The following is a 20,049-nucleotide window of genomic DNA, read 5'->3' on the forward strand; positions in this document are numbered from 1 at the left end:
TTAAAGTGGATGAGGCACGACGTTCCTCTCCGCTGCACAGGTAGTGCCCGCGTGTTCGTTGGCCGATCCTTCTGCAGGACGACTGTCGTGTAAGAGGACGAGGTAGCCGCCAACCCACAGGTGGGACGGCTTTGAGCTCCACCCGCCCACAGGTGGATGTCACCAACATCGCGGCCACTTTCTCCCGCTCCGCTCAATAGTCCCGTCGCATCGTAAGTAGGGGCAAAGCAGGGAGGAGAGGAGGCGGCCGGCCCCGTTCCGAAGGGGGTCAAAGACAAGCCGGCTGCCTCTCCGCGATGCTACCGGCATCCCCAGCTATGTATATGAGTCGGCGCAAGCTCAGTCGAGGTGGTGCACCTGTTTTCGATCGAGACGGAGCAATGACGCCTCAACGAGGCCTGTGGCTTCTCCCCCTGAGGTCATGGCTACGGTGGTTCATCGGGAGTAGCTCTGGCGCCGTCGTGTGTGCTGATGCGAGGCGCGACGCATAGCTGTGTCGCGGGCTCTAAGGCCGTTGCCCATGCGCAAGCTAGTGCTGCGGTGAAATGAGCTCAATCTATGCGTAATGCCGAGGGATACGACCCAGTCGTCGTCGTCCGGAGTGAAGAGAGTGTAGGCGATATGGAGCGGCTCACTGCTGACAAGGTTGACGTTGTCGTCGAAATAGATTGCGATCGCGCCTTCTGGAACGTTAATATGACTTGAAAAAGATTCAACTTTCTCTGCGTCGACCTCAACACGAATATCAGCTGGAGCCGATAATTCTCGCACAATGGTGAAGTTCTTCAGCTCCGCAACTAAAACCTCTGGCTTCGTTGATTTGATATCAATAAACTCAGTTAGGTGGGAAAACCGCTCAGTAAAAATGGCTAGCACTTCCGTCAAAGACGCATCTTTAATGAAGCTGAAGTTGTTCGCAGTCTTCTCGCTGTACCCAGCATTCAAGAAGTCCTGCAGTTTTTTGGAAGCCACTTCGCTGGGTTTCATGAAAAGAGAACAGGAGGTTGTGCCCAGCATGAAGCATCCGACTATCGCCGATGAGACAAAACCCTTCAAGACGGAGCGACGATCCATGGTGTTTTCCTACCTCTACGATCAGCCACCCACCCTCGCTGCATGATGTCGAACGCGAGACCAGACCCCAGAACTCACTGGTGCCGCAAGCCTCAACCTAATAAGGCATCTTTAGCCTCCTTCTCATACTTGGCGGAACCTTCCCTAATCCTTCGACTCAGCGGGCCCTTGCGCAGGATAACTCGGGCAAGAGGCTAGAGGAATGATCGGCTGGCTAGGTCTGCGACAGCATCACCTGGTTCTTCGAGAGGGCAGTATCGGTTTGCCCCGTTCAGTGAATCTCTTCATCATGGCCGTGCCCGCTTCTTCAGCAATGATTCCACTCGCGATACGGTGATGGACGCCGTCTGACCAATGCCGAGAAGTGGGGTCTACGTTCGACTTAGCTCTGAGCCGACGCCAGAGGCACTCGTGCTCGGGGTGCATTTCCTTCTCGCACCAATCGCAGGAAGCGGTCACGGCTTCCTTTGGCGTCGCTTTCTTCCGGGTCGAGGACCACATACCAGATGTTGATTCCTCATGTTCCGTGTACTGGTGGCCGACCATAATTGCCACGGCGTCTCGCGCTGAGATGTCCGTTCCTACTAACGAGACCTCTGCTGCAGTCTCATATGTTGGCTGAGTTCGTCGGTGTTGGCCCGTGATGTACCCCTCGAACAGTGGCTGGCGAAGATCAGGCCGGTCCTGACTACACGTTCCGAAGCCCTTGTCCGCGCACAGGTGTACCTGAGTGAGAAGTTCATCCCCGAGCGGAATGGAAGCTGTCACCGGTACTGTCACTGACTGCCAGCGGTCCTCCAGCTCGAGAAAGCCGTCGCCAAAGAACCCTGCCCGGCAATGAACACAGCCGTAGGCCAGGTAGGTCTTTCCAGCTTGCTTCGACTTGTGCATCCGTAGTGGCGCCAGCTGTGGAAGGCCTCCCTTGCCTAGAACCGCTGCAATGTCCCCAGCAATCAGGGTCTCGATACGCTCAGCCGCCCACAATGGGGCGCCAGTGCGGATGGCTCCACCCGTCTCCTGGCACCGGGATAAAAGCGACGCCGCGGTGATCCTCCAAATCGTCGATGGTCGCTTACATGCGAAACAGCGGTCGCTCAGATATTGAACTATCACCGAGGTGGTCTGTGCCTGGATCCGGTCAAGGTGCAGTCCCTGGAGGAGAGCAATGACATGAGCGTGGAGGCTGGTCGCTTCGGGTTGCTGGAACGCCTTCGCTGCCGTGACGTCGAAGGGATCTCTATCGCCCTCGAACACGACGTGCGGTACACCGGACCGCCTGGCCTCGTCAGCATTCCGGCGGTGGACGTACCAGAAGCACTCGACGCCGTCGGCAACATATCGCTCCTGGCGGTGCCGGAACTCTTCAGCGTCCTGGCGTGACCACTGCACCTCCAGAGCTATTCGCCGGCCGTCGAGCTCTGCTAGGACATCGGCTGTCCAGGCTCCTCCTTCAGGGCTCCATTCGACGCTAACCTGCCAGCCGGCGTCTCTGGCGGCCTGGGCGGTGAGGGTCTTGGCTGCGCGATGCTCTGGAGTTTCAGCCCAGCATTCGACGAGACCACACAGATCTCCGGCCTTATGAGCGAAGTGCTTGAGGCCTCGCTTGGATTTGCGCGGTATCCCAGGTAGGCCACATTTCATGGTAAGCACCCGGTTCTTGTACTCGCCTTTCAGCTGATCCCAGTCCTCATCTGTGGATAAGTACGACTCGATTCGATGTCCATCAAAAAACGCCACCAGTGGCATTGGCTCCCCCTTATTACCTGCGCAAAGTGTTGCCTCACCCTAACCACGGGCACCGACGAAATGACGATTGCTTAGTGGGTAGCCCGGTTAGTTGTTGGTTATCCAAAGCGCGGAGCAGTAATCGAGCGTGGGCGCGGCGGAGCCTGTTGATGTGTGCTGTTTCAACCAAACTGTTGTGGGGACAGAACAGTCCTGGGACCAAGTACACGGCGGCGGTGTCTTCACTGAAGGGTGGGTGGAGGCGACAGCCAACGGTTGGGGTGCGCTTGTGTCCTGGGTCGCTGGGCCGGCTAACCCCTGTCGAAGGCCCGCTGCTGCGCATGACCGGCATACCGAGGTGCTCGTGATGACCAACGGTGCCAACGTCCGACAGCCGAGCATGCTCAGGGACGCCGACCTTGCGTCCATCGACGATGACATCGACGCCTACCTCGCCGTTGCGGGTGTTCCCCCGGTACCGCGGGGCTAAACCTGGTTCATTCGGCGACTCACAACGTGCACGTCACACGAAGCGCTCTGGGCCGCCATCAATCGCGGCGTAGCTGAAGCAGAGCCGGAATCGCGCGAACCGCTAGATCACCGGGCGGCGCTGAACAGCGTTCTGCAGGACCTGTTCTGCCGCTAAGCGCCGTCGAGCTTATTACCGTCGGTATGGCACCTCAGATGAGGGCCCCTCAGTCACGCTCCACGAGCCGTTGGGCCGAGGCGTCGTAGACGTAGTCGATGATCTCGCCGGACATGATCATCTTGATGGCCTGGTTGATAACCTTCAGCGGCACAACGAACCACTCCGACGGATCGTACTCGCGGCCCTTCGTGTCGATCTGGGTGATGTCGAGTCGCACCTCGGCAAAGACGCGGTGCAGGAGATGTTCCAGCGCGGAGGGCTTGAGGTTGTACGTGCGGTAGGTCTCGACGATGGTCACAGGAGCCATGAGGTAGGTCGGCGACTTCTCTGCGTTTGCGATTCGCTTCTCGACGCTGTTGCGGGAGAACCCGATCTTGTGCAGATCCTTGAGTCCGGCAAGCTGCGGGTGGGTGCTCAGGGACCGGAGCACGTAGATGTGCCCGCTCTCTTTGTCTGCGTCGTCGAGTTCGCCTACGTCGTGACCGGTGCGCGCGAGAGCCTGCCCCTCTTGCTCATGTAGACGGATCGAAAGAGACTGTCGGTACATGGACGACTCAGTGCCGTTCTCGAAGATCACCCGCAGTCGCTGCTTCTGCTCCTGCTTCCCGCCGATCGACTTGTAGGTCGTGTCTCCTACGTCGGCGATGAGCAGCATGATCCCGTTGAGCACGAAGAAGTTACCTTCCTCGATTGTTTGAACGCCCGGGAACGGGATTAGCCGGAAGAGACCAGCAGCCAACTCAGCATGCTTGGCCTTAAACAGTGGCTCGAACGCTTCGAATCCGGTTGCCTTCATGCGCTTCGCGACCGAGTCGGGTGTGTCGGGTGTCTTCCGCGGGGGTAGCGCTGAGAGATCCAGGAGTCCTGACTCGTCTCCTAGTAGGTCGAGTTCATCGCCGTCGAGTAGCTCATCGATCGTCGCCGGCGGTTCAGCTGTCCGGAGTAGCTTAAGCTCATCGAGGTGTTCCAACGCCGCGATCTTCTCGTCATTGGCGAGGATTCCGTCGAGTCGAGCCCCGAGCTTACGTTCAGCAATTTGCCGAGTCGTTGAACTAGGGACCCTGTCGTGTGTGCGACGAAACTCCACGATCTCGAGGAAGGCTCGCTCCAGCCGATCGGCAGCGGTCACCTTCTTCGACTTCTCCGGAAGATCCAGCAAACCACCGGAATCAGAGTCAATCAGCGATTGCATATCGGCCTGCGGATCCGGGAGGTCAGCTACATCCGCTTCGTCCTCAAAGGTGCTCATGACTCTTCAGCCATCTGGGTTGCTCGTTGCTCCGCGAGGTGTTGCTGCTTTTTCTTCTGAAGAAATAGCAGCGCTTCGGCGTAGCGTTTTTCGGTTGGGTCGTCCGACCGGGTGTCTGGCTTGCGTCCGTTGACCTTCGCCCAGTTCTGGATCTTCGGGAACAGCGCGAATGCTTCCTCGGCCGTGATCTCAACTCGAGTGGCGGTGATTGCATCAGAGATGATTTTGAGCACGGTTGGGGTCACCGACTTGGACATGACCTCGAACGCTCGTTGGAAAGGGTTTACGGAGTCGATGAGGTTGATGCTGATGTCATCGATGTTGACGAACTTCTCTGCCATCCTGATGAAGCGCTTGTCGCCGACGTCGCGAACCTGACTGTTCTTGATGACCGAGTCCACGACGACCTGTTGGCGCACCTCCTCGACCTGGGAGTCGTCGAGGTCTGGGTACCGTTCGCGGATGATCTTCGGTATCAGGACCTTGTTCGTGACCTCGGGGTCGACGCTTCCCGCTGCAGCTTTGGCGAACGTATCATCCTGCAGGATGGTGGCCTTCAGGTCGTTGAGGTCGGTTTCCACGATCTGCTTCACCCGAACAGTTGATGGCTCCTTGAAGCCTTTGATCTTGATCGTTCCAGGCTCAGTCGCATCATCATCGTTTCGCTTGGTCTTAAAGGTGAAGTTTTGGGCCAGCACTTGCTCCATGAGCAGCGACGCGGTGATTGCCTTCAGCATGTTGTTGACCGATACCTTCACTTCGCCCTGAGATGCATCGGGCTCGGCAATGAGGTTGGTGAACTGGGCGTGTTCCTTGCCCGGGCTGTCACGGGTGACTCGACCGATGATTTGAATCACCTCGGTGAGAGACGCCCGATAGCCCACAGTCAGGGCATGCTCGGCGAAGGGCCAGTCGAACCCTTCCTTCGCCATTCCCAGCGCGACGATGATGTCGACGCCGCCGGGGTCTTTGGAGGCGACCGTCGAGAGGTAGTGAAGGGTCTGAGCTCGCTTCACCTGGTCCGCATCGTCGACCAGGTCCGCAACCCGCAGGACCTTGTCTGTGTCGGTCCGTCGGATCAGGATGATGCCGGTGTCTTCGGTCCCGACGACTTCGCCGATCGAATCGATGATGAAGCCGACCTCTTCGATCTTGTCCTTCGTTGACTCGCCCGAGTTCACGTTCGGGATGTGGACGATCGTCTTCTTGTCGAGGTCCAGGACTTCGCCGATCGCGTCGGTGTAGCGCCCCTGGTAGAAGTGATGGCCGATGCCGAGTGATTTAAGGTGTTCGTACCCATTCAGCTGGTCGTAGTAGTTGAACGTGACCGGAGTGAACTTCGCTTCGTCCTCTGTGGAGAGCACAGGGACGGAGTCGCCGCGGAAGTAGGAGCCGGTCATCGCGACGATGTGCACATTGGAGCCATTCATCACATCACGCAGCAACGCCCCAAGCCGATTAGCTTCCGTGTCCGCTGAGACGTGGTGGAACTCATCGATCGCCAAAACAGTACCGTTGAACGACTCGGGCGCAATCTTCTCGAACGCGAACCGCAACGTGGCGTGTGTGCATACCAGAGTTGCATCCGTGCCCTCAAGGAACTCGATGAATGCGTCAACCTTGCCCTGCGACGAACCAGGGTTGCAGAGGTTGTGTTCGTCTTTGATTTCCCAGTCAGCGAAGAACCCGTGGGCAGTGAGCTTCGTGGGGGAGAACGACGCTCCGATCGATCGTTCCGGAACCGCGACGATGACCTTCTTGCGGCCCTGGTTGTACAGCTTGTCCAGCGCCACGAACATCAGCGCCCGCGATTTACCGGAAGCGGGCGGCGCCTTGACCAGCAGGTGCTGCGCGTCTCGCTTAGCGAAGACGCGTTGCTGCATCTCCCGCATCCCCATCGCGTCAGTGTTCACCGACGCGCTTGTCCGGGCATAGGTCAGGTCAACAACGTTGAGCGACCTGTTCATCTCTTCCTGCTCCCCTTCTCGGCTTCTGCTTCCGTCATCGCCTCATACATTGCAAAGAGGTCAGACAATCTTTGCTCATCCAACTCATAGCGACGCTTGGAGTAGATCGAATCGACCAACGCGTCTATGTCGGCATGAGCAGCGAGCAGGTCGGGTGGCATGACATCAGGGTCATATAGCTCGGCCAGATTTTTCTCGCAGTGGTACTGGCGCACGTCGAGCACCCGCAGCGCTGCAGCGGTGAGATCCTCCTTTGTGACATCAGTCAACGGTGGGACCGGAAAATTGTTGTAGACGATTGTGTTCGAGTAGCGGAAGTCCGTCTTCATCCGCCCGGCAACAGCCCCCGTCCATGCCATATGCATTCGCGACGTCAATAACGCGAAGAGCCAGGGCTCCGCATCGTAAACAGCAAACGCGGCATCCGAGATGACCGTGTCTGGGCCCAGATATTCGATCGGGATGTACACGCGACGCGCGGATGAGACACGCGGCATGATGATTGAGTCTGTCGGCTTATAACTGATCTGTACGAATCTATGTGGTTGGGCTGCATACGAGGCAGTACTGCCCGCCTTGCTATGACTTCGCTCAGTCGCAACACGGGCAAGGCGTGACTCGATTGCGGCGATTGATCGGGCGGCGGCGGCCGATCCATCTGGGATCCACAAGCAGTATCGTTCGCCGTCGTTGATCGCTTCCGATGAGCCCATGTAGCGCTTGATGAACTGCTGACTTCCCGGATCGTCAGCAATCATTTGTTCCCGTTCTTCTGGCGACAGGATAAGACCACCACCATCGCGCGGCATCGACCCAAAAGCCATGGTGGGAAGGGGGACACCAAGCGGCTTCTTGCGCCGCTCTATGACGACATCGGTCCCTTCAGCGAGGTAGCCATTAATGTTCTTCGCCGCGATTTGAATGTCATCCGTATACACATACTTAGGACGAGAGTTTCTATTACGCATTCCAATGACAGCAACAGTAACACCTGCATTGCGCTTAGCGTTGTTCTCCCATTTGAAGGAGGTGTATGCAAATCCGATCTCTATCCCTTTAGCGAATATTATAGGAAACATGAGACCGACATGCTCACCTTGAGCAACTGAGTTCGTCGTCACAAAAGCAAGTTCGGCGCGGGTGCCTTCAATGTAGTCAGCACCCTTGACAAACCAAAGGGCGATGTAGTCTAAATTCCTCGAGAACGGGCGCCGGCCGAAAACAAAGTTATAATCCGCCTTCTGCTCATTTGTTTGTGTCTTTGCACCCGCATAGGGTGGGTTTCCAATGAGGTAGATTTCTTTGTCGCCGTAATTCGGACAGACTGCCTGCCAGTCGACTCGGGCGGCATTGCCGTGCTGAATCTGACCTGTCTCTTTGAGTGGGATCAGCGGGATAGAGATGTTGAATTTTTCTTTGAACTCAGAGTTCATCTGATGCTTTGCGATCCATAACGAAAGGATTGCAACCTCGACGGCGAAGTCGTCAATCTCGATGCCGTAAAATTGCTCGATGTGGATCTTCGACTCGGCATACAGCGTCTGGTGCTTCGGATCGATGTCGAACAGGCGTTCTAAGATCGCGTGCTCCAGGCGGCGCAACTCCTTGTAGGCAATGACGAGGAAGTTGCCGGACCCGCAAGCAGGGTCGAAAACTCTAATTGCGCTAATGCGCTCCAACAACGCTGCAAGCCTCTTTGGCAAGTCGTAGGCAGCATCAAACTCCCCCTTCAACGCATCAAGGAAAAGCGGCTCGATTGTCTTGAGGATGTTCGGTACTGACGTGTAGTGCTGACCCAGATCGGAGCGCTTGCCCGGCGTAACGATCGCTTGAAACATCGACCCAAAAATGTCGGGGTTAATCTCTCTCCAAATTAGAGTGCCGGACTCGATGAGCAGGTCTCGAGCCCTTTTCGTGAACGTCGGGATCACCTGACCCGGTGCCCCAGTAAACAGGCGTCCGTTGACGTACGGGAAGCCGGACAGGTGGTTTGGTCTTTCGCTCGCGTGCTCAGTGTCGAGGGCATTGAAAACTGCAGTGAGGAACTCGGCGACGTCGGAGCCGTCCGGCTGGGTGTGGGAGCCGACGGCGTTGGTGAACTGACCCTCACCGAAGATACCCGTGTCTTCAGCAAAGAAGCAGAACAACAGCCGGGTGAAGAAAACGTTGAGTGCATGGCGCCCAGTCGGCGCGTCGAGCAGATGTGGGTTCGCCGCTAGCAGCTCATCGAAGAGCCTCCCCATCCGCTCGGCAGCTTTCACGTCTGCGTGAGCTTCGGCAACGTACTGTGCCTTCTCCATGCCTGCCCAGGGAAGGAAGAACGTGAAGTGCCTGTCTATGTCCCGGATCGGAACGATGAGGTTTTCGCCGGTCTTCGTATCGACCGCGGCCAATTCGGTGTAGTCAGTGACGATGACGAAGCGGGTGTTATAGCGCACCACGGCCGGCGCGGTCCGCAACTCCTCAATCACCGCGAGAGGGTCGCCAGCTGTCTCGTGGAAGTAGAGGACGTTCTTCTGAGCAACCTCACAAGACTTGTCATCGGCGATGTTCAAAGAACCGTTACGAAGGCGAGTGATGTTCCCTTGAGAACGGCCGTAAGCAAGCAGCAGCTCAAAGATGATCTCGCGATCGTATGACGCGCGCCCGCCTAGCGGGGTGACGCGCTCCTGAATAGCCTTGAGGTTGAGCTTCACCATGCCGTTCCTTCTTCTGTTTCATCCGTCGCACAAGTGGCTACCGCCGAGCTGCGGTTGCTGGCAGCCAGTTGCAATCGGGCATTGCCGTGCAACTGCTGCGCACATCGTCGTCGTAACTCAGAGACCGCGATTTCGTCAGCTGACGGTTCTGCTTCCGCATCTGGAACTCGACGCACTCTCGATCGTAACGGTCCGAATTCAGTACACCCTGTTCAGGCCGCCAGACACGGCGGTAGATGAGATCCTCAAGGAGGACCAGCTCGGCGAGAGACGAGTCCCCAGGGGCGATCTCAAGGAGCCTCGCCATCCCGCCCTCGCGCAACCGCTCTGAGACGAAAGGTATCCCCTACAGTAGAGCCTCGTTTCACGACGGCTTCACCTCTTCCTGGAACGCCTCGTCTCCACTGAAAGCGTCCCAGATAGCGGCCTTCAAAATTGTAATAACAAAGCACCCACACGTGCCCGCCATAGGCCCTCGGGGGCGCACGTGAGCGGGACACTTGAGGTCGAGGGCGCTACGCATCCTGCTCGCACGTACCGTGCATGACCTATCCTTGCAGCGAGATGAAAGTACCGGGCGGTGTACTAATCAAGAATTACCTTCTCACTCAAGTGCTCTCTCCGTTGGAGAGCCCGGGCAGCTAAGATTCGCAACTTCAAAGACTGCTGCCGTGGTTTGACGTTGAAGAGCATTGTCAGCGTGGATTCTCGCCATACCCCCACTAAGTAGTGGGGAACTATGGTGTACGAACCTTGAAGCGGTGCGGCCGGTTCTTTCATCACTGCTGTCATGGGCGGCGTGGTGACCTTGCTCGTGGTGCGTCTAACAAATGAACAGCATGAACGGGAGTCCCTAGAAACTCGCCCGATTGCAGCGACCGTTGACCTCGTAGGAGCGCTCGATGAGACGGTGCGAATGCCATCTGGGCTTAGCACGCGGAACCTGGAAGACAGCGTGAGCACCCTATAGGGGCTGCCGCTTTCGCTCAATGCAATGCATCTAGTACCCATCTACAGCAGCGCTGGTACGGTACAACCGAGAATCTTCGAGGCAACGACGTCGGCGCGAAAACGGGTCGCGACTGCACCGAAGATAACCACCGTTTGCGCAAGCTCAAGAGAAGGAACCACCAGTGACCTACGAAGTGTCCGTTCATGCGCAAGATCCGAGCGTTGGCAGAGTCAGTGTAGTTCTTGAGGCCCTCGCGGACGCCTCCGAACGAGCAAGCTATGAGTACGTCGACGTCGCCGTCGCATATGCTTCAGGTGAAGGTGTTCGTTTGCTGGACAACAGGTTGTCCGGCGAGGCCTGGAATGCGGCACGCAAACGGTTCCTCGTCAGCATTGATTTTGGCTTCACTCAACCCAAGGCGCTCGTCCGGCTTAGCGAACTCAATAATGCAGAAGTCCGAGTTCCGAATGGACAGGCGGTGCTGGCATCACCCACCTTGCAGCCTCCATCCGCATTCCACGCAAAGGCGTTCGCCTTTCGCGGAGAGGAGTGGCTCAATTTGAGCGGTTTGATCGTGGGATCAGCGAACCTCACCGTCAGCGCATTATCGACTGGGGCCGAAGTCGTTACTAAGCAGGTTTGGACTGATGCTCCATCGACTGCAGGATATTGGCACCTGAAGCGAGCGAAGCCAGTTTTGGACTGGTTCGAAGACACATGGAAAACCGCAGACCTATTATCAGACGTGCTCGATGATTATCGCTTACGTCATCGCAGCTTGCCTAAGCCCCGGCAATTACGAGAAGAGAAGACACGGGCAACTCGGCGCTACCTTGCCTCTACCGCCACACACGAGATTGACGGCGACCTTCCTGTGCAGCTCGCTGCCGCCAAAGCTTTGTGGGTAAACGCATCTTCGATCATTAGAAACCGTGGTCAGGGAAGCCCAGGAAGCCAACTGAACACACCCCGCGGAACGAGAGTCTTCTTCGGCCTCGACTCTAAAAAGTTTGCTAAGAATACTACATTGGGTGCCGTCTACATTCGAATCGAGGGTTATCCGTTCGTCGAACGTACTATTCGTTTTAGCGATAACAGCATGGACATAATAAATCTGCCAATCGCTGAACAGCACGGTTTAGAAACCTACCAGGGCACATTCCTCTTGTTTACGCGCGATCCGTGCGCAACGGACGGACGAGGACAGTTCACCCTAACAGTTACCGACGCGGCAGGAGTCGAAAGTCAAAAGGCATCCGCCACGAACAGCGTCTCGCTGTCCATGAACTCCGGTAGACAATACGGACTGCTCTTTTAGGCGACGACTACAGGTGTGCGACCCTAAGTTAGAACACCTAATTTTTCTATGTGCGGCACCTAAGTGATATGCGATAGAGTCAGTGGCTGAGGTTTACTGATCCATATCGATATTCTAGGAGTAGAAATTGGCGCAGCGTGTACAAGTCCAACTGGTAGACGATCTCAACGGTGAGGAAGCACAGGAGACGGTTCGCTTTGGCCTAGATGGTACTGAGTATGAGATTGATCTGATCGCAGACAATGCCTCCGAACTGCGCTTCACGCTCTCGCAGTACGTTGATGTGGCCCGTAAGGCGTCTGGTGGCCGTAGGGGTCAGGGTGGGCAGCGTGGGACCTCCACGAGTCGCGTGAAGCGCGACGAGGTGCAGAAGATTCGTCTGTGGGCGCAGGACAACGGCCGCAACCCGAACTCTCGCGGCCGGGTTTCGCAGTCGATCGTGGATGCCTACAACCAGGCCAATAAGTAGCTGAGTCTGTAAGGATGGATGTAGCTGGTTATGAGTCGAGCACTTCTATCGTGAGCACATGATCGAATTGAAGCACGTGCGAGACGTGAAGCGACTCCTTGAGCCCATTTTCGAGTCGATGCTCAGCCCCAGAGAGCTGCAATCGTTGACGTTTTCGCTGGAGAGGGTCGCCGACCGCGCGAATGGCAGAGAGCTTCCCGCCGACACCGTTATCAAGACGAACGACACTTGGGTCAGGGGGCAGATACTTGGCGAAGAGGGCGGATCTGGCAGTCTCCGTCTTGACGGTGGCGTAGACGCGCTCGTTCGTTCCGTGCAAAGCGAGCTTCAAGACTTAATCGCCGAAAGTCATTTCGGGTGGGGAGAACTTCGTAACCCCCGCGACCTGCCCTAGCCAGCAACGTTCTGGCCGCAAGCCGACTTCAAACAGTCATCAACCGTCTCAGACAATCGAGTTCACGGGTGGGGCCAGAGATAACCGTCCTGCCGGGGCCACATTGGCTTGACACACTCAATTTGCGTCGAACACATTCGCATCAAGTATGATAACGCGCTTAAACTAATCGAACCTCTCGTGATGCTTCCGCTGGATGGTCCTGCGAAGTTCCTGTGTAGACATCTCGATACCCTACTTGCCACTTCCTACGGTATTAAAGATGCCGGCGCGTATCAACGCCTCCTGTACACATGGGCACGGCACAAGCTCCCCACGCTCCGCTGCTTGTCCCGCACCCATGTGCACAGCAGGAACCAAGGGCTCGCCTGCACAAAACCACCACGTCACCGACACGGAGAAAGCTCACCTCAAGCGAGCGGTGGCCATGCACAGCCTCCATTCATGCGGGCTGGGACGAGAGCAGGAAAAACGATCAAGGGCTGATTGTCGGCACTACCTCGTACTGTCCGTGCGTGGGCCAGAACAAAATTTACGCGGCCAACCACAAAGAGTTCGTAGCAGAAGAACTGCTGGTTCTTTCACGCGCAGGATCGACCGCCGTGTGAGTTCACTCTCGTGTCTTCGATCCCATGGGATACAAGCCCGTGCCGGCTTGCTACCGCTCGTCCCTCAGCTTCATTGCTCCCTCATACTAAGGAGCTCACGGTACCGCCAAGAACTGTCATATGCGCTGTTATCGGCGACAACACGAGGAGGACCGGATGCCGCGATGCGGACGCATTTCCTGGCGGCGCGGAATGCAGCAGGGTTGAACCCCTCGACGCGGTAGTCGGTCCCGGACGAAGCACCTTCGCCTGCGAGATCAGGAGCCGACGGGTGCGCTTAGAGTGTCGGCCATCTCCCACCAGAGCCGGTTCACCTCGACGTACCGGTCGGCGGGGTCGAGCGGCTTCGCCCATGGCTTGTCGATGATGTAGTGGATGTTCTTTACCGACGCCGGATCCCAGACCGACGGGTGCTGGTGCGGCAGGGTCTTCAGCGCGTTGTAGACGTAGGGCAGCGGCTGCCAGCGGTCGCGGTAGTACTCGTTGAGGAAGTCCTGCTCGGCGAACGGGTAGTGCGAGAGGTCCTCGACGGCCGCCAGCCGGGCCACCATATCGGCGAGGACGGCCTCGTCGGGCGACAGCACGAGGAAGCCGCCGTTCAGGTAGTTGTCCGTTGCGTCCGGTTCGGTGACGTGGTCCCCGCCCCGGCAGTGCGTGTAGAAGCAGGTTTCTGGTGTCCAGCTCGGCGGATAGCTCGCGATTCGGTTGGGGTTGCACCGGCAGGCGTGGCAGGCGGCGATGGCGCCGTCGGCCAGGTCCAGCGAGAACAGCTCGTCCATGTTCCGGGTCACCAGCATGTCGGCGTCCAGGAAGACGACGCGCTCGAACTCCGTGAGGCCCCAGACAGCCAGCTTGGTCCACACCTCCGCGAACCGGGAGTTCGCGTAGCTGTCCGCCGATCCCCCGGCCGGACGCAACGGTGCCACGTCGCGCAGGAGGCACCCGTCGTCCTGCAGGAGGCGCCGGGCCTGCTCGTCGATCCCCTCGGTCACCATGACCACGAGAGGGCTGGTGCTGCCGGAGGCCGCGAGCGACGCCCGCAGCGTCCGGACCCCGATCAGGTAGTCGGGTTGAGTCAGCAAGGTCACCCAGGCATTCATCGGTGGTGCTCCTGTTCAGGAAATCGAAGGTGGCGGGGTCGGGTCAGTCGAGTAGAGCAACGGTGAATGCATTCGCGAACCTGTGCTCCGGGTCCAGCGCCTCGCGCACCTGGCGGAAGGCTTCCCACTGGGGGTAGAGCGCCGGCCAGTCGTAGAGGGACTCGTCGAAGTACTTGCCCCAGTGGGGCCTGCCACCCTCCTCGGCCAGGGCCCGTTCCACTGCCCGAAGGAAGCTGTTCCCCTCCTCGGACAGCGAACCGTCCGCCGCGTAGTAGACCACGAAGCCGAAGTAGCAGGTGTCCTGGCCATTGGACGGGCTCAGCCATCCCTCGGACGCGCCGGTACAGCGCAGGATCACCGGGTAGTGCATCCGCGGGCGCGTCTCCGCGTGCCAGTCCTTGATCTTCCTGATCACCGCTCCGGCCTGCGCGAGCGGGATGCCGATCTCCACGTTGATCTGGGGGGTCGCGATCCCCTTGCAGAACACCTGGTAAATGTCACCCGTGACGTCGGTGAAGTCCCGGAAGCGCGACACCGTGCGGAGCGACTTGCCGTTGTCGGCGACGCCCTTGCTGTCATCGCGGAGGTGCTGCAGCGTTGACTCCACGGTGCTGTTCATGGACGTATCGGTCGTCGCGTACTCCACGAGCTGGCTGCCGCCGGCCCGGTAGCGGGAGACCTCGTCGTCGGACGCCTCATTGGCGGTCCACACCTGGACCTGGTTCTCCTGGGGGAACCACCACGCCTTGACCAGGATGTTCTCTCGGTTCCAGGTCTCCAGGTCCGTTTCCAGGGTGCCGGCGTCGACGGCCTTCTTGACGCAGGTGTAGATCATCGACTCCCGTGCACGCAACGTCACGGCGGTGATCACGCCCAGTGAGCCGAGGCCGAGCTGAACGGCGGGGAAGTCCGGGTGGTCATGGTCGAACTCCGCGACCGTGCCGTCGGCCAAAACCATCCGGATGGCCAGCGCGGCGCCGGCGATCGAGCTCTGCTGCAGGCCCTGCCCGTGGGTTCCGGTGGACAGGGCGCCGGCCAACGTCTGCTCGGCGATCACCCCGGGTGAGGCGTCCAGCATCTGCCCTCGCGCGGTGAGGAACGCGTACACCTCGGCCAAGGAGGTCGAGCCACCGAAGGTCGCGGTGTCATCGGTGCTGGAGATCAAGCCGCTCAGCCTGCTCAGGTCCAGGAGCGTGCCGGCTCCGTCCGCGACCTCGATCATCCTGCCGGGCGACATCCGGCTCCCGATCATCCGGACCCGGCCGTCACTGGTGTACAGGAAGTCGCACAGTTCTGCCTCGGTGGCCGGCGCGACGACCGAGCCGGGCAGGCCCAGCCGGGAGTTCCTGGCCCAGTTGCGGAGCCGGGTGTCCTCGCCGGTGAGCTCCGGCTCCTGGTGAGGGTAGGTGAGCTGGGTGATGGTCATGACGCGTCTCCTGTAGAAGTTCGGTTTTGCCTTCGAAGCCGCACTGACGTGCACGGCTGATCACCGGCACGGGTGTCTTCCGCCGCCGTGAACGAATTTCTCAGTGCTGTAGAAGTCCTGCCGACACCGGAGCGCTGCCTCGTCTGGGGGATGTTTACACTGACGAAATGACTGTCGTATGTGTACCCGATTCGAATGCCCATGATCTCCTCGGCGCCCTTCCCGACGAGGTCGAGGTGATCGTCTGGAACGGCGAGGACGAGAAGCCCGAGCGCCTGGCGGAGACCGTCTTCTGGGTGCCGCAGGTCGAGGACTCCACCAACCTCGCCGAGAAGTTCGCCGCCATGCCGAAGCTCGAGGTCACCCAGTTGACGAGTGCCGGCGTCGAGGACATCCTCGAGCACGTCCCGGACGGGGTGACCCTGTGCAGCGCACGTGGCGTGCACGGCCCGGCTGTCGCCGAACTGGTCCTGGCCGTAGTCCTGGCCACGCTGCGTCGGCTGCCCCACTTCGGTGAGGCGCAGCGACAGGGCCGGTGGAACCCGATGGAGGCCGACGACCTGCGCGACAAGCGCGTCCTGATCATCGGCGCCGGTGACCTCGGAGAGCAGACCGCGCGCCGCCTGCGGAGCTTCGACGCCGTTCCCGTGCTCGTGGCGCACACGGCACGGGACGGCATCCACGCCACCTCGGAGCTGCCGGGCCTGCTGCCCGAGGCCGACGTGGTGGTGCTGACCGTTCCGCTCACGGCGTCCACGACAGGTCTCGTGGACGCCGAGTTCCTGTCCCGGATGCCCGACGGCGCCCTGCTGGTCAACGTGGCGCGCGGCAAGGTCGTCGACACCTCGGCACTGCTCGCAGAACTGACGTCTGGGCGGCTGCGCGCCGCCCTGGACGTGATGGAGCCGGAGCCCCTGCCTGCTGACCACCCGCTGTGGAACGCGCCGAACCTGATCATCACCCCGCACGCCGCCGGCTCGATTGCGCAGTCCGGCCCACGAGCCTTCGCGCTGGTCAACGCGCAGGTGCGCCGCTACGTGGCCGGCGAGGACCTCGTCAACGTCGTGAAGGCCGCCGGCTGAGTTCTCAGGCATAGGCCGTGAAGTGCGGGCCGAGGGTGTCGAGCCAGGCGACCGGATGCACGGCCACGGCGTCGGAGCCGGGCCGGGCCCACGCGGCCGCGACCGCCTCCTGCAGCGCCGTGCCGGTCCGGGCGAACGGATAGCGGTCGAGCACCCAGCGGCGGTTCGCCGCGCGGACCGACGCCAGGGCGTCGAGGTCCTGAATCAGGGACGCCACCTGGTCGCGGATCAGCAGCGGTCGCTGGTCCGGGACCCGCCATGCGCCGGGTGCCTCGAACAGCTCGTGCCCGCCGCCGCCGTCGTAGCCCACCACGAGGCAGCCCGAGGCCAGCGCCTCGGCGACCGGCAGACCGAAGCTCTCGGTGTGCCCGAGGGCGATGAAGACCGCCGAGCTCCCCAGGGTGGCGGCCACCTCCGCCCGCGGGGCCTGGATCAGTTCCACCAGCTCCACCCCCGCGAGCCGTGGCTCGTCGGCCAGCAGCCGCTTCAGCAGCGAGCCCTCCCGCGGCCGCTTCTTGGGGAACCAGCTCACCCGGAGCTGCTCGGCGGTGCCGGGGGCGAACAGCTCGCCGTCGATCGGGTTGGGCACCACGCTCACCTGCAGGCCGGGCAGCGCGGCGGACAGCACGTCGCGGCTCTCCGCGGACACCACCCAGATGGCGGGCGCCGGCGTCCACCCGGGGAAGTCGTCGCCGGGTGCGCCGGCGGCAAAGGTGTAGAAGTGGTTCTGGTTGAAGATGACCTTGCGAGCTCCGGGTGCCGGATCGCTGCCGTGGACGGTCGGTGTCTCCGGCAGCACCAGGAGGTCGTCGGCGCCGATCGGAGTGCTGGCGCCGAACACCATCGGCACGTCGTCGGCGATCCAGTCGGTGCGGTCGTCCGGGTCGGGCAGCCACAACCAGGCCTCGTGGCCGCGCTCACGCAGCAGCCGGACGTGCTGGGTCATCACGTGCACGCCGCCGCTGTGGTGGCGCGTGGCGAAACCCGCGTAGACGATCCGCCCCGGAGACCGTCCGTGAGTGCTCACCATGCCGGAGCCGTCAGGTACCAGGACGCGCCGCTCCCGGTGTTGTGGGCGGGGAACGAGTCCGGGCCGAGCCCGACGTCCGCCCGCCACTCGTCGCCCCACTTGGCGTCCAGTCCGTTGAGGATCTCCGCCCGGTTGCCCTCGGAGGACTGACCGGTCCGGTTCATCGTCTGCCGCCGAAGGTGCGAGACGTAGGCACCTTCCGTGACCACGCACCGCAGGCCGGCCGCCCGCACGCGGATCGCCAGGTCGATGTCCGCGCCGTAACCGTGCCGGGGGAAGGTGACCTCGTCCAGACCCCCCAGCTCGACGACGGGAAGCACCGCGAACGCGATCGCGGTGCCGTCACAGAAGTCGACGTCGCGCAGCACATCGCGCGGGACGTACTCCGCGGCGGTGCCCGGAACCGCGTGGGCCCGCTGGTGGAGCCAGAAATCGTCGTAGCAGGCCGCCGCGAGCGCGATGTCGTCCGCTGTCGAGAAGGGCGCGAGCAATCCGTCGAGGAACCCCGGCGAGAGGCGGATGTCGTTGTTCAGCACCACGCAGACCGCAAGTCCATCGCTCGACGCCGTCTGCAGGGCCCAGTTGGCGGCGCCGATCCACCGCAGGTTGCGCCCCGGGCGGTGGACCGAGATGTTCCCCTCGGGGAGGACGTAATCACCGGCGTTGTCGACCACCACGATGCGCAGGGCCGGGTCGAGGTCGCTCCCGTCGCGGCACAGGTCGCGCACGACCGCATCGGTCAGCTCCGGCGATCCGAACGCGGGGATGACCACCAGTGCCGACGAAGCGGTCCTCGAGGGAGTCACTGCTCGGCACGGGCGGCGCGGACCCCGCGGTCGCCGTTCAAGGTGATGACGAACATCGGTTCCCGTCAGGTCAGGTGGACGTGTGCCACGGCAGTGACACAAGGTCTTCTGCCACGCCCAGCGAAAGGATGGGTCCTCGCAACCGTTTCTTGTGTGACGTGCCCCACGCGGCCTGGGGTTGCTGCTCGGCCAACCGGACCGGTTCGCGCTATGGGCCGCAGGAACTCGAGCTCCCGGAATCCCAGCAGCGCGTAGTCGTCAGCGCATTCACTAAGGCGCTCGGCAACCCGGACGAGCCGACCGGCCTCGCTGGGCTCAACCCGCTCGCGGGAGAGAACCGCCTGTTCAGGAACGATGACGCTGACATCCTCGCCCCCGCCGTCGCCGCCGCCCGCGAGAACGTCATCAACGTCCACGGGCCCATCTCCCGCAGACGCGCTCATCCCCGCTGCGGTCAAGGGCAAGTGGAACATGGTCATCGCCTGCTACCACGATCAGGGCACGCACCCTTCGAGGCGGTTTACGGCGACGACGGCGTGAACATCACCGTCGGTCTGCCTGTCGTCCGCGTCTCGGTGGACCATGGCACGGCGTTCGACATCGCGGGGCAGGGTATTGCCCGGGAGACGAGCCTCGTGCTGTCAATGCGTCGAGCCGCTGCGCTGGCTCCGGGCTGGGACCACGTCTGGCGGACCGCGCAGAAGAAGTAGGGAGGCGAACGAGTAGCTGGGCGTGGCTGCGAAAAGGGAGGCCTCTATTCCTGATGATCGGCACCTAGGATCGAGATTATGACAAGCGATGAAGACCTCGACCCTCCCGTGCCCAGCTACCTCGAGGGCATCGAGCTCAAGCGCGTCCACGACGGGAAGGTCATCGAGGAGCACGACGACGACGCGGCATCAGCGGACGACCCAGGCGAGTAAATCATTGCTGCGTGGAGGTTTCTCTACCTGGCACCACCCGGATCACGTGGTGTTCGATATCGACATCCAGCGCGAACCGGCCGTGCCTGCCCCGGCCAGCAGCCCGGCGTCGCCTGCTGCCGACGCCCCGGACGCGGTGGCGGGTCGGGCCCGCCGGCTCGGCGCAGACCTGCTCAGCTTCGCTGACCGGATCTCGCAACCAGGTCATTGATTCAGGCGGGATACAACACCAGCCGTGCCTGCACCGAGCGATGAGGAGTAGTCTCAGCCCACCACTGCACGTCGAAATTTTGATGGAGGAGTTCCCCATGGCAGACAAATCGCCTAAGAAGAGCGGCGCTAAAACGGCCGCTGCAAAGTCTCTCAAGGAGAAGCGCGCCGACAAGAAGGCCAAGTCATCGCCGAAGAACACGAGCGCCTGAGCCAGTTCGCCGCGTCTTGAGGAGCCGGACCTACGGGCCCGGCTCCTCTCGTCGATCCGGCTGATGTACTTTCGCACCCTCCACCAGCTCACCCATGTGGTTCGAGGCGTACAACACCGTCGTCGCGTCATGTCCGGCGGACAAGTGTCCTACGAG

At 60.7% G+C, this 20,049-nt stretch carries 17 protein-coding genes; 8 read left to right on the top strand and 9 right to left on the bottom strand.

What is annotated here, in order from left to right; translation table 11 throughout:
• Positions 1-435 precede the first annotated feature (435 nt).
• Both RCH21_RS13000 and RCH21_RS13005 read right to left on the bottom strand, forming a co-directional pair.
• Entirely contained in the window at positions 436-1,074 is a 639-nt protein-coding gene (locus RCH21_RS13000; protein ID WP_326964739.1) for a hypothetical protein, read from the bottom strand.
• A gap of 231 nt (positions 1,075-1,305) precedes the next feature.
• Positions 1,306-2,820 carry a competence protein CoiA gene (locus RCH21_RS13005; RefSeq protein WP_326964740.1) on the bottom strand — a complete coding sequence of 505 codons (1,515 nt, stop codon included), beginning with the start codon at positions 2,818-2,820 and terminating at the stop codon, positions 1,306-1,308.
• 235 nt (positions 2,821-3,055) lie between these two features.
• Between RCH21_RS13005 and RCH21_RS13010 the strand changes: the two genes are divergently transcribed.
• Entirely contained in the window at positions 3,056-3,289 is a 234-nt protein-coding gene (locus RCH21_RS13010; RefSeq protein WP_326964855.1) for a DUF5956 family protein, read from the top strand.
• A 205-nt stretch (positions 3,290-3,494) separates the two neighbouring features.
• Here RCH21_RS13010 and RCH21_RS13015 read toward each other — a convergent pair whose 3' ends face one another.
• The 3 genes from RCH21_RS13015 to RCH21_RS13025 are packed head-to-tail and all read right to left on the bottom strand — an operon-like array spanning position 3,495 to position 9,363.
• Positions 3,495-4,697, bottom strand: a complete 1,203-nt coding sequence (locus RCH21_RS13015) for a GIY-YIG nuclease family protein (protein ID WP_326964741.1) — start codon at positions 4,695-4,697, stop codon at positions 3,495-3,497.
• Complete coding sequence (locus RCH21_RS13020) at positions 4,694-6,664, bottom strand: DEAD/DEAH box helicase (RefSeq protein WP_326964742.1); 1,971 nt, start codon at positions 6,662-6,664, stop codon at positions 4,694-4,696. Before RCH21_RS13020 ends, RCH21_RS13015 begins: the two co-directional genes overlap by 4 nt.
• Positions 6,661-9,363: a DNA methyltransferase gene (locus RCH21_RS13025; protein ID WP_326964743.1), complete on the bottom strand. Its 2,703-nt coding sequence runs from the start codon at positions 9,361-9,363 to the stop codon at positions 6,661-6,663. The genes RCH21_RS13020 and RCH21_RS13025 overlap by 4 nt, the downstream gene beginning before the upstream one ends.
• A gap of 1,133 nt (positions 9,364-10,496) precedes the next feature.
• On the opposite strand from RCH21_RS13025, the gene RCH21_RS13030 reads away from it, so the two are divergent.
• The 3 genes from RCH21_RS13030 to RCH21_RS13040 all read left to right on the top strand — a co-directional run bounded on the left by RCH21_RS13030 (position 10,497) and on the right by RCH21_RS13040 (position 12,496).
• Entirely contained in the window at positions 10,497-11,633 is a 1,137-nt protein-coding gene (locus tag RCH21_RS13030; protein ID WP_326964744.1) for a hypothetical protein, read from the top strand.
• 127 nt (positions 11,634-11,760) lie between these two features.
• Positions 11,761-12,102: a histone-like nucleoid-structuring protein Lsr2 gene (locus tag RCH21_RS13035; RefSeq protein ID WP_326964745.1), complete on the top strand. Its 342-nt coding sequence runs from the start codon at positions 11,761-11,763 to the stop codon at positions 12,100-12,102.
• 58 nt (positions 12,103-12,160) lie between these two features.
• Positions 12,161-12,496 (top strand): hypothetical protein, encoded by a 336-nt coding sequence (locus RCH21_RS13040; protein WP_326964746.1) that lies wholly within the window; start codon positions 12,161-12,163, stop codon positions 12,494-12,496.
• 865 nt (positions 12,497-13,361) lie between these two features.
• On the opposite strand, the gene RCH21_RS13045 is transcribed toward RCH21_RS13040, so the two are convergent.
• Positions 13,362-14,192, bottom strand: a complete 831-nt coding sequence (locus tag RCH21_RS13045; protein WP_326964747.1) for a glycosyltransferase family 8 protein — start codon at positions 14,190-14,192, stop codon at positions 13,362-13,364.
• A 55-nt stretch (positions 14,193-14,247) separates the two neighbouring features.
• Entirely contained in the window at positions 14,248-15,630 is a 1,383-nt protein-coding gene (locus tag RCH21_RS13050) for a D-arabinono-1,4-lactone oxidase (RefSeq protein ID WP_326964748.1), read from the bottom strand.
• Positions 15,631-15,797: 167 nt separating this feature from the next.
• Between RCH21_RS13050 and RCH21_RS13055 the strand changes: the two genes are divergently transcribed.
• A complete protein-coding gene (locus RCH21_RS13055) occupies positions 15,798-16,712 on the top strand; it encodes a 2-hydroxyacid dehydrogenase (protein WP_326964749.1) in 915 nt (304 codons plus the stop codon).
• Positions 16,713-16,716: 4 nt separating this feature from the next.
• Here RCH21_RS13055 and RCH21_RS13060 read toward each other — a convergent pair whose 3' ends face one another.
• Both RCH21_RS13060 and RCH21_RS13065 read right to left on the bottom strand, forming a co-directional pair.
• Positions 16,717-17,742 (bottom strand): glycosyltransferase, encoded by a 1,026-nt coding sequence (locus RCH21_RS13060; RefSeq protein ID WP_326964750.1) that lies wholly within the window; start codon positions 17,740-17,742, stop codon positions 16,717-16,719.
• Positions 17,736-18,548 (bottom strand): glycosyltransferase, encoded by an 813-nt coding sequence (locus RCH21_RS13065; protein WP_326964751.1) that lies wholly within the window; start codon positions 18,546-18,548, stop codon positions 17,736-17,738. The genes RCH21_RS13060 and RCH21_RS13065 overlap by 7 nt, the downstream gene beginning before the upstream one ends.
• A 158-nt stretch (positions 18,549-18,706) precedes the next feature.
• Here RCH21_RS13065 and RCH21_RS13070 point away from each other — a divergent pair, with 158 nt between their 5' ends.
• From RCH21_RS13070 to RCH21_RS13080, 3 genes are all read left to right on the top strand, one after another.
• Positions 18,707-19,258, top strand: a complete 552-nt coding sequence (locus RCH21_RS13070; protein WP_326964752.1) for a 4-hydroxythreonine-4-phosphate dehydrogenase PdxA — start codon at positions 18,707-18,709, stop codon at positions 19,256-19,258.
• 78 nt (positions 19,259-19,336) lie between these two features.
• On the top strand, positions 19,337-19,471 hold the full coding sequence (locus RCH21_RS13075) for a hypothetical protein (RefSeq protein WP_326964753.1): 135 nt from the start codon (positions 19,337-19,339) through the stop codon (positions 19,469-19,471).
• Between the two features lie 49 nt (positions 19,472-19,520).
• Positions 19,521-19,682, top strand: a complete 162-nt coding sequence (locus RCH21_RS13080; protein ID WP_326964754.1) for a hypothetical protein — start codon at positions 19,521-19,523, stop codon at positions 19,680-19,682.
• Positions 19,683-20,049 lie beyond the last annotated feature (367 nt).

The organism is Arthrobacter sp. PL16, from assembly GCF_035985055.1.
Taxonomy (GTDB): Bacteria; Actinomycetota; Actinomycetes; order Actinomycetales; family Micrococcaceae; genus Arthrobacter_D; species Arthrobacter_D cheniae.

Excerpts from the sequence above, each read along its gene's own strand:
- RCH21_RS13000 (WP_326964739.1), bottom strand. The coding sequence starts at position 1,074 with ATGGATCGTCGCTCCGTCTTGAAGGGTTTTGTCTCATCGGCGATAGTC.
- RCH21_RS13005 (WP_326964740.1), bottom strand. The coding sequence starts at position 2,820 with ATGCCACTGGTGGCGTTTTTTGATGGACATCGAATCGAGTCGTACTTA.
- RCH21_RS13015 (WP_326964741.1), bottom strand. The coding sequence starts at position 4,697 with ATGAGCACCTTTGAGGACGAAGCGGATGTAGCTGACCTCCCGGATCCG.
- RCH21_RS13020 (WP_326964742.1), bottom strand. The coding sequence starts at position 6,664 with ATGAACAGGTCGCTCAACGTTGTTGACCTGACCTATGCCCGGACAAGC.
- RCH21_RS13025 (WP_326964743.1), bottom strand. The coding sequence starts at position 9,363 with ATGGTGAAGCTCAACCTCAAGGCTATTCAGGAGCGCGTCACCCCGCTA.
- RCH21_RS13040 (WP_326964746.1), top strand. The coding sequence starts at position 12,161 with ATGATCGAATTGAAGCACGTGCGAGACGTGAAGCGACTCCTTGAGCCC.
- RCH21_RS13050 (WP_326964748.1), bottom strand. The coding sequence starts at position 15,630 with ATGACCATCACCCAGCTCACCTACCCTCACCAGGAGCCGGAGCTCACC.
- RCH21_RS13055 (WP_326964749.1), top strand. The coding sequence starts at position 15,798 with ATGACTGTCGTATGTGTACCCGATTCGAATGCCCATGATCTCCTCGGC.
- RCH21_RS13060 (WP_326964750.1), bottom strand. The coding sequence starts at position 17,742 with ATGGTGAGCACTCACGGACGGTCTCCGGGGCGGATCGTCTACGCGGGT.
- RCH21_RS13075 (WP_326964753.1), top strand. The coding sequence starts at position 19,337 with ATGACAAGCGATGAAGACCTCGACCCTCCCGTGCCCAGCTACCTCGAG.